Consider the following 14173-nt stretch of genomic DNA (forward strand, 5'->3'; position numbering starts at 1 on the left):
GTCATTGCACCGTGATGCCGGCGGACTTGATCACCTGCGCCCACTGGTCGCGGTCCTTCACCATGAAGGCGCCGAGCTCGGCCGGCGTGGAGGGGGCGATCACCACGCTGAGCGGCTTCAGGCGCTCGATCACGCTCGGCTTGGCAAGGCCCGCCACCAGCGCGGCATTGAGGCATTTCACGGTCTTCTCCGGCGTGCCGGTGGGGGCGAGGACGGCGAGATAGGTCACCACGTTGAAGCCGGGGGCCACGGTCTCCGCCACGGTGGGCACGTCGGGCAGCGCCGCTGAGCGCTTGTCGGAGGTGATGGCGAGCGCCTTCAGCTTGCCGTCCTTCACCAGCGGCAGCGCGAGCGTCATGGTCAGCGCCATCGCCTGGATGCGGTTGGTGATGAGGTCCTGCGTCGCCTGCGGCTGGCCCTGGTAGGGCACGTGCTGCATGTCGATGCCGGCCTTGCTCTTGAGCATCTCCATGGCGAGATGGGGCGAGGAGCCGGACCCGGCGGAGCCGAAATTCAGCTTGCCGGGATTGGCCTTGGCATAGGCGACCAACTCGGCCATGGAATTGACCGGCACCTCGGGGTTGACGACGATGAGGTTGGGCACGGAGCCGACCATGCCCACCGGCGCGAAGTCCTTGATGGGGTCGAAGGCCTGCTTGGTGTAGAGGCTCGGATTGATGGTGTGCGCGGCGCTCGCGAGAATCAGCGTGCGCCCGTCCGGCGCGGCGCGGGCGACAGCGGCGGTGCCGATATTGCTGCCGGCGCCGGCCTTGTTCTCCACCACCACGTTCTGGCCGATGCTGGAGCGCAGCTCGTCGGCCACCACGCGGCCGACGAGATCCACCACGCCGCCGGGGGCATAGGGAACGACGAAGGTGACGACATCGCTGGTGCAGGCTTCGGACGCCAGAGCGGCGCCCGGCGCGACGGCGAGGCCGAGCGCGAGCGCGAGACCCGCGCGGCGCAGGCTTCGCAGGATGACGGGGGCAGTGGACATAGGGTTCCTCCCAGGACAGCACACGGCCCGTGCTGATGCGGGCCTTCGATGACGCTGGCAAGATTAATTCAAGTGATTTAAACTGGCAAGCCTGGGCGGGCCGGGGAGACGAAGAATGGACGAGCCGAGGCCCGAGAAGCGCCGGGGACGCCCGCCGGGCAGTGGCCGCGCGCGGCCCGCGCCGCCAGCGCAAGCCGCTGGCGAGAAGACCACCCGCGCGCATCTGATCGCGGTGGCCGAGCGCCTGTTTGCCTCCCACGGCATCGACGCCACCTCCATGCGCGAGATCAACCGCGCGGCGGACCAGCAGAACGCCTCGGCGATCCACTATTATTTCGGCTCGAAGGAAGCGCTGATCACGGCCATCCTGGACCTGCGCATGTCGGCGGTGAACACCGCGCGCCTCGCCGAACTGAAGGCGCTTCAGGAGGCGGGGCTCGCCGGGGACCTCAGGGCGCTGGCGCGGGTGTTCATCCTGCCGCTCGCCGCCCAGCTCAACGACGGCAGCGGCTCCAACCACTACATCCGCTTCCTGGCGCAGTTCTACGCCAGCCAGCAATTCGACATCTGGGCCATCGCCAAGGACCGCAACGACGCCAGCCTCTCGCGGGTGGTGAGCCTGCTGCACGCCATCCTGCCCCATCTGCCGCGCGCGCTGGTGCGCGACCGGGTCTCGATCGCGCTGCGCCAGGCGATCTACGCTCTGGCCGACTGGGAGCGCGACAAAGCGGCCGGCCGGCTCAATCTGGGGCTGGAGAAAGAGGCGTTCGTCGCCAATCTGGTGGACATGACCGAAGGGGCGCTCGCCGCGGCCCTTTCCCCCGCCACCGCCGCCGCCCTCGCGCGCCAAAGCGACCCGGGCTGAGGGGCCATCGCCGGGCGCGCGACCGCCCCGGCGTACCGCCCACTCACCCTACTCTCTCCCCACGGGGGAGAGGGTTCCTTTTGCGCACCGCGGCTCCCTCCCGGGAAACACGTCTCCCAAAGGCGCGCCGGCCTCCCTCTCCCTGAGGGAGAGGGTGGGGGTGAGAGGTTCCCCGCGCAGGGCGGAAGCGCGCCATCGGCCGCTGCCCGCCTGCCCTCTCCCGCCGGAAGAGAGGGTCTCCCCCACCACGCAGCGCCGTCAGCCCTTGCTGGCGTGCTGCGGCTTTCCCTTGCGCGGGGTGGAGGCCATCTTGTCGAGCTCCTTCTCGCTCATGCTCTCCGCCATCGAGCGCGAGGCGCCCTTCAGCTCGGACTTGGGCATGTCGCCGCGCTTGGCGGCCAAGGCGGCACCCGCCGCCTTCTGCTGGGCTTGGGATTTCGCCGGCATCGCCTGGTCTCCTTGAAAGTGGGGCGGATCAGGCGGACGGGCCGCCCTTCAGAACCTGGAGCTCGGCCTGCTCCCAGAACTCGCGGTCGCGGCCCTGGGGCGAGCCGGCTTCGCGCCACAGCCCGTGAGCCCGGCGCTTGATGCGGTCCCGCTCGGTCTCGGTCAGGCCGCCCGTGGCCTGCGGATCGCCGGCGGGCGTCGCCGCGTGGGTCCTCGTGGATGCGCTCTTTTCGGTTGCGCTCTTCTCGGGTGCCTTGCCTGCGCTTGCGCCGGACGTGGTCATGGCAGCCTCCGTTGGTCACAGATCGCCCCTTCCCCGGCGCGGTAACGCCCCTGGAGAAGGCCGGTTCCGCGCGCGGCGGCGGCGCGCCGGCCTCCGGCGCGGCCCGGTTCAGCGCGGCAGGAGGCCGGAGGCGATGAGATCGCAATAGAAGTCGGCCACGTCCTCCGCCGCCATGGCACCGCCGGGGCGATACCAGCGCGCCATCCAGGAGAGCAGCGAGAGCACGGCGCGCCCCGTCATGGCGACGTCCATGGCGCGGAACGAGCCGTCGGCGACGCCCTGGGCGATGATGGCGCGCAGCTGGCCCTCGTGGGCATCGCGCAAGCGCAGGGCCTCGTCCTTCAGCGCCGCGTTCGCCATGCCGGAATAGCCCACCAGCATGGTGACGAAGCTGTCGTAATTGTCCGCCAGATAGCGCGCATGGCCGATCATGAAGAGGCGCAGCCGCGCGTGCGGGCTCCCGCCCTCGGCCACCGCCGCCGCGGCCGCCTGGTTGAGCCCGTCCAGGGTGCGGATGATGATGGCGTCGTAGATCTCCTGCTTGGTGGCGAAATAGTTGTAGATCGCACCCTTGGAGTAATTGAGCGTCGCCGCCACCTCGGCCAGCGAGGAAGCGCCATATCCCTTCTGGGCGAACAGTTTCGCGGCCTGGCGCAGGATCTCCTCGCGCGGATCGCTGACCAGCGGCGGCCGGCCGAGCCGCTTCTCCTCCCCCTCCTCCCCGGGCGCGCCCGGGGCCATGCGCGGCCGTCCGCGCGCCGGACCGGTCGCAGGGGCGGCGGGGGGACGCGGCTTGTGATCGTTGCTGGCCAGGGTTGGGCCTCCCATCTCGACTCCGCGCGCGGCTTGCGCTATATCGCACGCATTATATTCCGACTGGTCGGTATGTAAATCGCCGACCGCGCCGAAACCAGGGAGCATCGCCATGGCCGCGCCGTCCTCGTCCAAGCCCGTGTTCGATTGGACCGATCCCTTCGGCCTCGACGGCCAGCTCGCCGACGAGGAGCGCATGGTGCGCGACACCGCGCGCGACTATGCGCAGGACAAGCTCCTGCCGCGCGTCACCTCGGCCTATCTGGAGGAGCGGTTCGACCGCGAGATCATGAACGAGATGGGCGCCCTCGGCCTGCTCGGCCCCACCGTGCCGGCGGAATATGGCGGCGCCGGCCTCAATTATGTCTCCTACGGCCTCGCCGCCCGCGAGGTGGAGCGCGTGGATTCGGGCTACCGTTCGGCCATGAGCGTGCAGTCCTCGCTGGTCATGCACCCCATCAACGCCTACGGCTCCGAGGCGCAGAAGCAGAAATACCTGCCCAAACTCGCCACCGGCGCGTGGGTGGGCTGCTTCGGCCTCACCGAGCCGGATGCCGGCTCCGATCCCGGCGGCATGCGCACCCGCGCCGAGAAGGTGGCGGACGGCTACCGCATCACCGGCTCGAAGATGTGGATCACCAACGCCCCCATCGCCGATCTCGCCGTGGTGTGGGCGAAGTCGGCGGCGCACGACAATGCCATCCGCGGCTTCATCGTCGAGCGCGGCATGGCGGGCTTCTCCACGCCGAAGATCGAGGGCAAGCTCTCGCTGCGCGCGTCCATCACCGGCGAAGTGGTGCTCGACGGCGTGGTGGTGCCGGAGGAGAACCTGCTGCCGAATGCCACCGGCCTCGCCGGTCCGTTCGGCTGCCTCAACCGCGCCCGCTTCGGCATCGGCTGGGGCGCCATGGGCGCCGCCGAGGCGTGCTATGCCGCCGCGCGGCAATACACGCTCGACCGCAAGCAGTTCGGCCGGCCGCTCGCCGCCACCCAATTGGTGCAGAAGAAGCTCGCCGACATGGCGACCGAGATCGCCCTCGGCCTCCAGGCCTGCCTGCAGGCGGGCCGGCTCATGGATGCGGGACGTTTGCCGCCGGAAACCATTTCTTTCATCAAGCGAAACAATTGCGGCAAGGCGCTGGAAATCGCCCGCATCGCCAGGGACATGCACGGCGGCAATGGCATTTCGGCGGACTACCATGTGATGCGGCACGCGGCGAACCTCGAGACCGTGAACACCTATGAGGGCACCCACGACATCCACGCCCTCATCATCGGCCGCGCCATCACCGGCATCCAGGCCTTCTTCTGAGGCGCCAAGCGGAGCGGATCAAAGGATCCGCTCCGCCCGTCAGGCGCGCCCGACGCTCTGATAGGCGAAGCCCAGGGCCGCCATCTCGTCGGGCCGGTAGATGTTGCGCAGGTCCACCACCACGGGCGAGCGCATCAGCGTGTGGATGCGCTTGAGATCGAGGGCGCGGAAGGCGTCCCACTCGGTGATGATGACCAGGGCGTCGGCCCCCTCCGCCGCCGCATAGGGGGTCTCCACATAACCGACCTCCTCCAGCACCAGCTTGGCCTGCTCCACCCCCTCGGGATCGTGCGCCTTGACCACCGCGCCCGCATCCTGGAGCGCGGTGATGATGGAGATGGAGGGGGCGTCGCGCATGTCGTCGGTGTTGGGCTTGAAGGTGAGGCCGAGCACGCCGATGGTCTTACCCCGCACCGTGCCGCCGAGCGCGTGGATCACCTTGCGCGCCATGGCCCGCTTGCGCTGGTCGTTGACGGAGACCACCGTCTCCACGATCCGGATCGGCGCGTTGTAGTCCTGCGCGGTCTTGATGAGCGCCAGCGTGTCCTTGGGGAAGCACGAGCCGCCATAGCCCGGCCCCGCATGCAGGAACTTGGCGCCGATGCGGTTGTCGAGGCCGATGCCGCGCGCCACGTCCTGCACGTTGGCGCCCACCTGCTCGCACAGATCGGCGATCTCGTTGATGAAGGTGATCTTGGTGGCGAGGAAGGCGTTGGCCGCGTACTTGGTGAGCTCGGCGGTGCGGCGCGCGGTGAACAGCAGCGGCGCCTGGTTGAGATAGAGCGGCCGGTAGAGCTCGGCCATCACCTGCTTGGCGCGCTCGTCCTCGGTGCCGAGGACGATGCGGTCGGGCCGCTTGAAGTCGGTGATGGCCGCGCCCTCGCGCAGGAATTCAGGGTTCGAGACCACCGCGAATTCGGCGTCGGGCCGGGTCTCGCGGATGATGCGCTCCACCTCGTCGCCGGTGCCCACCGGAACCGTCGACTTGGTCACCACCACCGTGTAGCGCGAGATGCCGCGGGCGATGTCGCGCGCCGCCTGGTAGACGTAGGACAGGTCCGCATGGCCGTCGCCGCGCCGCGAGGGCGTGCCGACGGCGATGAACACCGCCTCCGCCTTCGCCAGGCCCTCGGCAAGGCTGGCGGTGAAGAACAGGCGCTCGGCCTTCATGTTGGCGGCGACGAGGTCGGCGAGGCCGGGCTCGAAGATGGGGATCTCGCCGCGCTTCAGCGCCGCGATCTTGCCCTCATGAGTATCGACGCAGGTGACGGTGTGGCCGAAATCGGCGAAGCACGCCCCGGAAACCAGCCCCACATAGCCTGCGCCGATCATCGTCACGTGCATTGTCGCTCGTCCACTTGTCCGCTCGGGCCGGATGCGGTCGGACCACGGCGGTCCGCTCCATGCCGGCTCCCGTTCCCCGATCGAGACCGCCGGGCCGCGCCGCGTTGCGGGCAGACCGGTGCGGGCTCGTGCGGCGGACATCCGCTCATCCGATTGTCGGCAGCGGATAATCCACCAACTGTGACTTCCCGATGTCTGCCTTTTGCGCCCTCGCGCGATGGAGGGGAAGGGGCAAAGCGGCGCGGGCCGTCGACCCGGCGCCCGAAGGCGCGGGGCGACGGCCCGCCGCATGACCCGCAATGGCTCAGACGCGTTGGTAGATGTCCTCCAGGCGGACGATGTCGTCCTCGCCCAGATAGGAGCCGGTCTGCACCTCGATCAGCTCCAGTGGAATGCGGCCGGGATTGGCCAGCCGGTGCACGCTGCCCATGGGAATGTAGATCGACTCGTTCTCGTTCAAGGTGACCACCTTCTCGCCCACGGTCACCTCGGCGGTGCCGCGCACCACCACCCAGTGCTCGGCCCGGTGATGGTGCTTCTGGAGCGAAAGGGTGCCGGAGGGCTCCACCACGATCTTCTTCACCTGGAATCGCTCGCCGCGGCACACGCTCTCATAGCTGCCCCAGGGCCGGTAGACCTTGTTGTGGCTCTCCACCTCGTTGCGGCGGGCGCTCTTCAGCGCCCCCACCAGCGCCTTGACGTCCTGGCTGCGGTTCGTCGGCATCACCAGCACCGCGTCCTCGGTGGCGATCACCGCCAGGTTCTCGATGCCGATGCCGGCCACCAGAGGTCCGTCGCTACGCACATAATTGCCGTCGCTGTCGAGCAGCGTCACCGGGCCCTTGGTGACGTTGCCGGCGTCGTCGGCGGTGCCGATCTCATAGACCGCATCCCACGCGCCGACGTCGGACCAGGTGAAGTCGCCTTTGACCACCGCCGCCTTGGTGGTGCGCTCCATGACCGCGAAGTCGATGGACTTGGCCGGCGCCGCCTCGAACGCGGCCTGGTCGAGCTTGAGGAAGCCGATGTCCACCTTGGCCTGCTCCACCGCGCTGATGGCGCAGCGGGCGATCTCCGGCTCGAAGGCCTCGGCTTCCGACAGCATGACGTTGGCGGGGAAGACGAAGTTGCCGGAATTCCAGAGGTAGCCGGCATCCATGTATTTCTGGGCGGTGGCGGCGTCGGGCTTCTCGACGAAGGCGCGCACCTTGAAGGCCCCTGGGACGGCGAGCGGCTCGCCCACATCGATATAGCCGTAGCTGGTGCGGGGGCGATCCGGGGCGATGCCGAAGGTGACGATGTTGCCGAGCGCAGCCGCCCGCGCCGCCACCGAGACCGCGGCGCGGAACTTGTCGGTCTCCAGCACCACGTGGTCGGAGGCCAGAACGAGCACCAGCGCTTCGGGGCAATGCTGCGCCGCAACATAGGCGGTCGCCGCGATCACCGCCGGGGCGCTGTCGCGGCGGGCGGGCTCCAGGAGCACGGTGGGCGTGATGCCGATCTCCTGCGCCTGCCGCTGCGCGTAGAAGCGATAGTCGTGGCTGGTTATCACCACCGGATCCGCAAACTCGGCTCCCGGCGCGGCGCGCAGCAGCGTCTCCTGGAACAAGCTGAAATTCGAGTTGAGCGGAAGGAATTGCTTGGGAAGACTGTTGCGCGACAGCGGCCAGAGGCGGGTTCCTGTGCCACCCGCCAAGATTACAGGCACGATCTTCATCTTTGCCTCTTCCGTCGATCCGACCGTCGCGGTCCCCCGGGACGTAGGGCCCTAGCTTTGACACAGGCCCTACCGCCCGTCCAGCACCCCGCAGTGCAATATGAGGAGCGATTTTGTGCCCGATGGACCGTCCGCGACGGCGCGGGAAGGCCCCGCCGGCGCGGGTCTGCGGGGGAATCGGCAATCAGGGCCGCCCTTTCGGCGCCGACCACAGCGCCGCATTGCACAGCAACTTGGCGCAGTGTATCTACACCTCCCTTGTCTTCGTGCACGGTGCGGACGCATTGCGTGCATGATCTGCGGCTTCAGGGGCGGTAATTTACAACGAATTCTGTAGAATACACTCCGCAGCAAAGCCGAAGGACGATGCGAGAGATCTTTTTCTTCCTCCGACAGCCGGAACTTGCGGGCACGCGTGGCGGGTTCGGCCGCGCCGCGCGGCGACGCAACCTCATGGTGAAGGCTCAACATTCAAGGTGGCAACCGTGTCCCAAGATCGCCTGACGCACCTCAAGCGGCTGGAATCCGAATCCATCCACATCATGCGCGAAGTGGCCGCCGAGCTGAGCAATCCGGTGATGCTCTATTCCATCGGCAAGGACTCGGCGGTGATGCTGCATCTGGCGGTGAAGGCATTCCATCCCTCGAAGCCGCCGTTTCCGCTGATGCACATCGACACCACCTGGAAGTTCAGGCAGATGATCGCGTTCCGGGACGAGACGGCGCGCCGGCTCGGCTTCGACCTCATCGTCCACACCAATGAGGACGGCCTCGCCCAGGGCATCAACCCGTTCGACCACGGCTCCTCGCTCTACACCCAGGTGATGAAGACCGAGGCGCTGAAGGCCGCGCTCGACAAACACGGCTTCAACGCGGCCTTTGGCGGCGCGCGCCGCGACGAGGAGAAGAGCCGCGCCAAGGAGCGCATCTTCTCCTTCCGCTCCGCCAACCACGTCTGGGACCCGAAGAACCAGCGCCCGGAACTGTGGAACCTCTACAACGCGCGCATCCGGCAGGGCGAATCCCTGCGCGTGTTCCCGCTGTCGAACTGGACCGAGCTCGACATCTGGCAATATATCCTGCTGGAGCGGATCCCGATCGTGCCGCTTTATTTCGCCGCCGAGCGCCCGGTGGTGTGGCGCGGCGGACAGATGATCATGGTCGACGACGCCCGGCTGCCGCTGGAACCGGGCGAGACCCCGCAGATGCGCCAGGTGCGCTTCCGCACGCTCGGCTGCTATCCGCTGACCGCCGCCATCGACAGCGACGCCACCACGCTCGAGGCGATCGTGCGCGAGATGCTGATCGCCCGCACCTCCGAGCGCGCCGGCCGCCTGATCGATCACGACGAGGCCGCCTCCATGGAGAAGAAGAAGCGCGAGGGCTATTTCTGATGGACCAGACCCTGAGCCCCGGCGCCGCCGCGGACTATATCGCCGCCCAGGAGAATAAGAGCCTGCTGCGCTTCCTCACCTGCGGCAGCGTGGACGACGGCAAGTCCACCTTGATCGGCCGCCTGCTCTACGACACCAAGCTTCTGTTCGAGGACCAGCTGGCGACGCTGGAGAACGATTCGCGCAAGCACGGCACCACCGGCGCCGACCTCGATTTCGCGCTGCTGGTGGACGGCCTCGCCGCCGAGCGCGAGCAGGGCATCACCATCGACGTCGCCTACCGCTTCTTCGCCACCGACACGCGCAAGTTCATCGTCGCCGACACCCCCGGCCACGAGCAGTACACCCGCAACATGGCGACCGGGGCCTCCAACTCCGACCTCGCGGTGATCCTGGTGGACGCCCGCAAGGGCATCCTGACCCAGACCCGGCGGCACTCCTACATCGTCTCGCTGCTGGGCATCCGCCACGTCGTGCTGGCGATCAACAAGATCGACCTCGTGGACTTCTCGCAAAGCGTGTTCGAGGAGATCGTCGCCGCCTACCGGTCGTTCGCGCACGATTTCGGCTTCGAGACCCTGGTCGCGATCCCGCTCTCGGCGCGCTTCGGCGACAACGTGATCGAGCGCAGCCCGCACACACCGTGGTACCATGGCCCGGTGCTGCTGGAGCACCTGGAGGCGGTGGAGGTGGTGCGCGCGGCCGCCTCGCGCCCGTTCCGCCTGCCGGTGCAATGGGTGAACCGGCCGAACCTCGACTTCCGCGGCTTCTCGGGCACCATCGCCTCGGGCGTGGTGCGCACCGGCGACCCGGTGGTGGTGGCGAGCTCGGGCGTCACGACGCGGGTGAAGTCCATCGTCACCGGCGACGGCGAGCGCCCCGAGGCGGAGGCCGGCGAGGCCGTCACCCTCACCCTCGCCGACGAAGTGGACGCCTCGCGCGGCGACGTGATCGCGGCGGCCGCCGCGCGCCCGGATTTCTCCGACCAGTTCGCGGCGCACCTCATCTGGATGCACGAGGAGCCGTTGCTCCCGGGTCGTTCCTATCTGGTCAAGATCGGCACCCGCACGGTCGGCGCCTCGGTCACCGAGATCAAGCACAAGGTGGACGTGAACAGCTTCCAGCGGCTCGCGGCCAAGACGCTGGCGCTGAACGAGGTCGGCGTGGTCAATTTCGCCACCCTGGCGCCGGTCGCCTTCGACCCGTTCGCCGCGGTGCCGCAGACCGGGTCCTTCATCGTCATCGACCGCATATCGAACCTCACGGTCGGCGCCGGCATGATCGATTTCGGCCTGCGGCGCGCCACCAACGTGCACTGGCAGGCACTGGAGGTGACCAGGCAGAGCCGCGCGGCGATGAAGGGCCAGCAGCCGGTGGTGCTGTGGTTCACCGGCCTGTCGGGCGCCGGCAAGTCCACCATCGCCAACATCGTCGAGAAGAAGCTGCACCAGCTCGGCCGCCACACCACCATGCTGGACGGCGACAATGTGCGCCACGGGCTCAACAAGGACCTCGGCTTCACCTCCTCCGACCGGGTCGAGAACATCCGCCGCGTGGCCGAGGTCTCGCGCCTGTTCGTGGACGCCGGGCTGATCGTTCTGGTGTCCTTCATCTCACCGTTCCGCGCCGAGCGGGCCATGGCGCGCGAGCTTTTGGGGCCGGGCGAGTTCGTCGAGATCTTCGTCGACACGCCGCTGGCGGTGGCCGAGAGCCGGGACGCCAAGGGCCTCTACAAGCGCGCGCGGGCGGGCGAGATCCGCAACTTCACCGGCATCGACAGCCCCTATGAGCGCCCCGAGGCGCCGGAGATCGTGCTGGAGGGCGGCACCACGTCGCCCGAAGCCTTGGCGGATGAGGTCGTAGAATACCTTCAGAGCCGCGGCTACTTCTGATCCTGGCCGCGCCGGACCCTCGCCCGAGGCTTGATTCCCGAGCCCCGGGCAGATAGCCAATGCGGCGCTCCTCGCGTCCGCCGCGCATGCGCGGAGGGATCGCGGCGCGAGAGCCGGCCCGCTGCGGACCGTGCGCACAAAGACGAGCCCCTCCATGCGTTTTCTCATCACGGGTACCGCCGGCTTCATTGGCTTCCACTTGGCGCGGCGGCTGCTGGACGAGGGCCATTTCGTCGTCGGCTACGACGGCATGACCGATTATTACGACCCGGCCCTGAAGCGCGCCCGGCACCATCTGCTCGGCCGCTCCAACGGCTTCCGCGCGGTGGAGGCGCGGCTCGAGGACATGGCGGCGCTCACCGCCGCGACCGAGACCGCCGAGCCGGACGTGATCGTCCACCTCGCCGCCCAGGCGGGGGTGCGCTACTCCATCGAGCATCCGCGCACCTATGTGGATTCCAACCTGGTGGGCTCCTACAACCTGCTGGAGGCGGCGCGCGCGGCGAAGCCGAAGCATCTGCTGATGGCCTCCACCAGTTCGGTCTATGGCGGCAACGCCAAGATGCCGTTCGCCGAGACCGATCGGGCGGACTTTCCCATCACCCTCTATGCCGCCACCAAGAAGGCCATGGAAGCCATGGCCCATTCCTATGCCCACCTGTGGGGCCTGCCGACCACATCGTTCCGTTTCTTCACCGTCTACGGGCCTTGGGGGCGGCCCGACATGGCGCTGTTCAAATTCGTCGACGCGATCCTGTCGGGCCGGCCGATCGAGATCTACGGCATGGGTCAGATGCGGCGCGACTTCACTTATGTGGACGACATCGTCGAGGCGGTGGTGCGACTCGCCGGCGTTCCGCCGGTGGTGGGCCAGCCGGCGGCGGCGCAAGGCGTGGAGGACAGCCTCTCTCCCGTGGCGCCGTGGCGGGCGGTGAACATTGGCGGCGGCCAGCCGGTGGGCTTGCTCGACTTCGTCGAGGCCATCGAGGCGGCGCTCGGGCGGCCGGCGGAAAAGCTCCTGCTGCCCATGCAGCCGGGCGACGTGCGCGAGACCTTCGCCGACCCGCGCCTGCTGGAGGCGCTCACCGGCTACCGGCCGCAGACGCCGCTCGCCGTCGGCGTGCCCGCATTCGTCGCCTGGTACCGGGAGCACTACGGAAAATAGCGCCGGAGCGGCCACCCTGCGGCGCAGCGCACAGTCCTCACGCTGCGCGCTCGCGCAGGTCGTGCCCCGCCGCGCCGCTCACGGGCGGCTGACCGCGACCGGCGCGCCCCGGGCATCCGTATTGCCGGCCGCCGAAATCTGCGCGCCATTGTCCAGCGACCGGTCGATGATGAGGGGGACCTTGTTGTCGGCGATGACGAATTGCGGCTGGCCTGCCGCTGTCGGCGTGCCCGTAACGGCGATTGCGGCCGCGGCACCGTCCCCGGGACGCTGGCGCACCTCGTTGTTCCGGATCACGGTCCGGCCGGGACCGGACTGAACCGCGCCGATCGCCACCGTCCCGGCATCGGCTGCAGCATCGATGACGACGACGTTGTCGACGATGCGGGATTCCTGCGCCCCCGTGGCGCCGCCGAGGCCCACCAGCACCTCGTTGCCGGACACCAGCCGGTCGAAAAAGAACGCATTCTTCTCCAGCCTCACGGTGTGCACTTGTGGGTAACTGAAATTACACCGAACATTCAGGAATTTGTTGCTGTCGAAAGTGACGGATGAACTGTAACTTGGCGCAACTTTGCCGAGGCCGTCGCCGCCGGTATACGCAAAAATATTGCCCGTGCACGCGATCACCACCTTGTCCGGACCGGAAAACCCGGCGCTGCGCAGCGCAAACAATATGCGCCCGGTGGGCTTGCCGGGCAGCTTCGCCGAAAGGCGCTCGATCACCGTTGCTCCCTTTCCGGTCTGCACCCCCACATTGCCTTCGAAGCGAATGTTCTGCGCTGCATAGAATGTTGAATAGCAGAAATTTCCGGCATCGATGGCGATGTTCCGCCGTGCGACACAATCGACGCAGCCCTCGAAATCGATCGCTGTATCAGTGATGTCGTGCGCCAGATTGTCCTCGATGAGAACGTTCTGACCGTTGTTGCCATAGAATGCGCCGTTCGCCCCATGCATCTCGTTTCCAACGATGGCGACGTCGCGCACCCTCCGCAGAAATTGAAGCTGCCCGCCTTGGGACAACTTCGCCCCGCCGCCCCACCAGCTGATGTTGGCGAACCGCCCCTTGTTGTAGGCGGCGACGACGCGCCTGCCGAAATCCACCCGCAACGCCTGAACCATGAAGGCCTGGCCATCGATCTCGTTGTCGATGAAGAGGATGTCCTCGTTCAGATCGGTCGGCGCATCGGGCAGGAAGCCGGCGATGACGGCCGGATCCAGGTCGGCGCTCGGGTGCGGCTTCTTGGGCTGATAGGCCCTTTCCTTGGCATGGCCGACCCTCATGCCGCCCAGGCCCGTCGTCCGGCACCGCGTGAAGCGGATGTCGCGCACATTGACGCCGACCACGGCATGACGTTTCACCGCCGGTGCCGGAACCGAGAAGATCAGGCGATCGAACCACAGGCCGCGGATGAACGCATCGGGCGCGGCGGCCTCGTCCTCGACGAGCAGCACGGCCCCCGCGCGTGATTCCGAGTGGATCTTGGCCCCGCCCTCGCCGCCCAGCAGCGCAACCGGCCTGCGAATTCGTACCGTTCGTGTGAGTCGCAATGTGCCGTTCGAGGGCAAGCGTATGACGCCGGCACCCGAATTCACGGCCCGCTGAACCGCCTCAGTATCGTCCGCTTGGCCGTCGAGCACGGCTCCAAACGATCGGATGTCAACGGCATCCCGGGCGACCCACCGTTGCCCGGCCTCCTTGTAGAGCGCCGGGAGATCGACCGATCCGACCACACTCCTGCGGCGGACGCGCCCGAGCTCCGCAAGCCGGTCGCGCAGCACCGCCGGGGGATCACGCAGGAACTGGTCCCGCAGATCGCCGGCCTGGCCGAACGCTGTCGAAGGCTGGGCGATGATTCCAAGTGTCGCCAGCAGATAATCGCGTCGACTAAGCTGGAACGGTCCCGTGCTTTTCATCGCGCTTGTCCTCGGCGCCCGAGA

At 68.0% G+C, this 14173-nt stretch carries 12 protein-coding genes; 5 read left to right on the top strand and 7 right to left on the bottom strand.

The window, feature by feature from the left end; genetic code table 11:
* Window position 1: 1 nt before the first annotated feature.
* Window positions 2–997 carry a tripartite tricarboxylate transporter substrate binding protein gene (locus tag ABLE88_RS20705; protein ID WP_348833645.1) on the bottom strand — a complete coding sequence of 332 codons (996 nt, stop codon included), beginning with the start codon at window positions 995–997 and terminating at the stop codon, window positions 2–4.
* A 115-nt stretch (window positions 998–1112) separates the two neighbouring features.
* Between ABLE88_RS20705 and ABLE88_RS20710 the strand changes: the two genes are divergently transcribed.
* The gene (locus ABLE88_RS20710) at window positions 1113–1862 is read left to right on the top strand and encodes a TetR/AcrR family transcriptional regulator (RefSeq protein ID WP_348833647.1); all 750 of its coding nucleotides are present in this window, start codon (window positions 1113–1115) and stop codon (window positions 1860–1862) included.
* 258 nt (window positions 1863–2120) lie between these two features.
* On the opposite strand, the gene ABLE88_RS20715 is transcribed toward ABLE88_RS20710, so the two are convergent.
* From ABLE88_RS20715 to ABLE88_RS20725, 3 genes are all read right to left on the bottom strand, one after another.
* Window positions 2121–2309, bottom strand: coding sequence for a DUF3008 family protein (locus tag ABLE88_RS20715; RefSeq protein ID WP_348833648.1), 189 nt, complete (start codon window positions 2307–2309; stop codon window positions 2121–2123).
* Window positions 2310–2337: 28 nt separating this feature from the next.
* Window positions 2338–2592: a DUF2934 domain-containing protein gene (locus tag ABLE88_RS20720; protein ID WP_348833649.1), complete on the bottom strand. Its 255-nt coding sequence runs from the start codon at window positions 2590–2592 to the stop codon at window positions 2338–2340.
* Window positions 2593–2700: 108 nt separating this feature from the next.
* Window positions 2701–3333, bottom strand: coding sequence for a TetR/AcrR family transcriptional regulator (locus ABLE88_RS20725; protein WP_348833650.1), 633 nt, complete (start codon window positions 3331–3333; stop codon window positions 2701–2703).
* A gap of 184 nt (window positions 3334–3517) precedes the next feature.
* On the opposite strand from ABLE88_RS20725, the gene ABLE88_RS20730 reads away from it, so the two are divergent.
* Window positions 3518–4717 (top strand): acyl-CoA dehydrogenase, encoded by a 1200-nt coding sequence (locus tag ABLE88_RS20730; protein WP_348833651.1) that lies wholly within the window; start codon window positions 3518–3520, stop codon window positions 4715–4717.
* 39 nt (window positions 4718–4756) lie between these two features.
* Here the strand turns inward: ABLE88_RS20730 and ABLE88_RS20735 are convergent, their stop codons facing one another.
* Window positions 4757–6061: a UDP-glucose dehydrogenase family protein gene (locus tag ABLE88_RS20735; protein WP_348833653.1), complete on the bottom strand. Its 1305-nt coding sequence runs from the start codon at window positions 6059–6061 to the stop codon at window positions 4757–4759.
* A 304-nt stretch (window positions 6062–6365) separates the two neighbouring features.
* A complete protein-coding gene (locus tag ABLE88_RS20740; RefSeq protein ID WP_348833654.1) occupies window positions 6366–7778 on the bottom strand; it encodes a mannose-1-phosphate guanylyltransferase/mannose-6-phosphate isomerase in 1413 nt (470 codons plus the stop codon).
* Between the two features lie 485 nt (window positions 7779–8263).
* Between ABLE88_RS20740 and cysD the strand changes: the two genes are divergently transcribed.
* The 3 genes from cysD (at window position 8264) to ABLE88_RS20755 (ending at window position 12229) form a co-directional block, all read left to right on the top strand.
* Window positions 8264–9172, top strand: coding sequence for a sulfate adenylyltransferase subunit CysD (cysD, locus tag ABLE88_RS20745; protein ID WP_348833655.1), 909 nt, complete (start codon window positions 8264–8266; stop codon window positions 9170–9172).
* Window positions 9172–11064 (top strand): sulfate adenylyltransferase subunit CysN, encoded by a 1893-nt coding sequence (gene cysN, locus ABLE88_RS20750; RefSeq protein WP_348833657.1) that lies wholly within the window; start codon window positions 9172–9174, stop codon window positions 11062–11064. The genes cysD and cysN overlap by 1 nt, the downstream gene beginning before the upstream one ends.
* A gap of 154 nt (window positions 11065–11218) precedes the next feature.
* Entirely contained in the window at window positions 11219–12229 is a 1011-nt protein-coding gene (locus tag ABLE88_RS20755; RefSeq protein WP_348833659.1) for an NAD-dependent epimerase/dehydratase family protein, read from the top strand.
* Between the two features lie 78 nt (window positions 12230–12307).
* Here ABLE88_RS20755 and ABLE88_RS20760 read toward each other — a convergent pair whose 3' ends face one another.
* Window positions 12308–14149, bottom strand: a complete 1842-nt coding sequence (locus ABLE88_RS20760; protein ID WP_348833660.1) for a right-handed parallel beta-helix repeat-containing protein — start codon at window positions 14147–14149, stop codon at window positions 12308–12310.
* Window positions 14150–14173: the final 24 nt, after the last annotated feature.

Source organism: Xanthobacter luteus (genome assembly GCF_040049235.1).
Classification (GTDB): Bacteria; Pseudomonadota; Alphaproteobacteria; order Rhizobiales; family Xanthobacteraceae; genus Xanthobacter.

Bases quoted from the DNA above. Each gene is read 5' to 3' on its own strand.
- ABLE88_RS20705 (WP_348833645.1), bottom strand. From the start codon at position 997: ATGTCCACTGCCCCCGTCATCCTGCGAAGCCTGCGCCGCGCGGGTCTC.
- ABLE88_RS20710 (WP_348833647.1), top strand. From the start codon at position 1,113: ATGGACGAGCCGAGGCCCGAGAAGCGCCGGGGACGCCCGCCGGGCAGT.
- ABLE88_RS20715 (WP_348833648.1), bottom strand. From the start codon at position 2,309: ATGCCGGCGAAATCCCAAGCCCAGCAGAAGGCGGCGGGTGCCGCCTTG.
- ABLE88_RS20720 (WP_348833649.1), bottom strand. From the start codon at position 2,592: ATGACCACGTCCGGCGCAAGCGCAGGCAAGGCACCCGAGAAGAGCGCA.
- ABLE88_RS20725 (WP_348833650.1), bottom strand. From the start codon at position 3,333: ATGGCCCCGGGCGCGCCCGGGGAGGAGGGGGAGGAGAAGCGGCTCGGC.
- ABLE88_RS20730 (WP_348833651.1), top strand. From the start codon at position 3,518: ATGGCCGCGCCGTCCTCGTCCAAGCCCGTGTTCGATTGGACCGATCCC.
- ABLE88_RS20735 (WP_348833653.1), bottom strand. From the start codon at position 6,061: ATGCACGTGACGATGATCGGCGCAGGCTATGTGGGGCTGGTTTCCGGG.
- ABLE88_RS20740 (WP_348833654.1), bottom strand. From the start codon at position 7,778: ATGAAGATCGTGCCTGTAATCTTGGCGGGTGGCACAGGAACCCGCCTC.
- cysN (WP_348833657.1), top strand. From the start codon at position 9,172: ATGGACCAGACCCTGAGCCCCGGCGCCGCCGCGGACTATATCGCCGCC.
- ABLE88_RS20755 (WP_348833659.1), top strand. From the start codon at position 11,219: ATGCGTTTTCTCATCACGGGTACCGCCGGCTTCATTGGCTTCCACTTG.
- ABLE88_RS20760 (WP_348833660.1), bottom strand. From the start codon at position 14,149: ATGAAAAGCACGGGACCGTTCCAGCTTAGTCGACGCGATTATCTGCTG.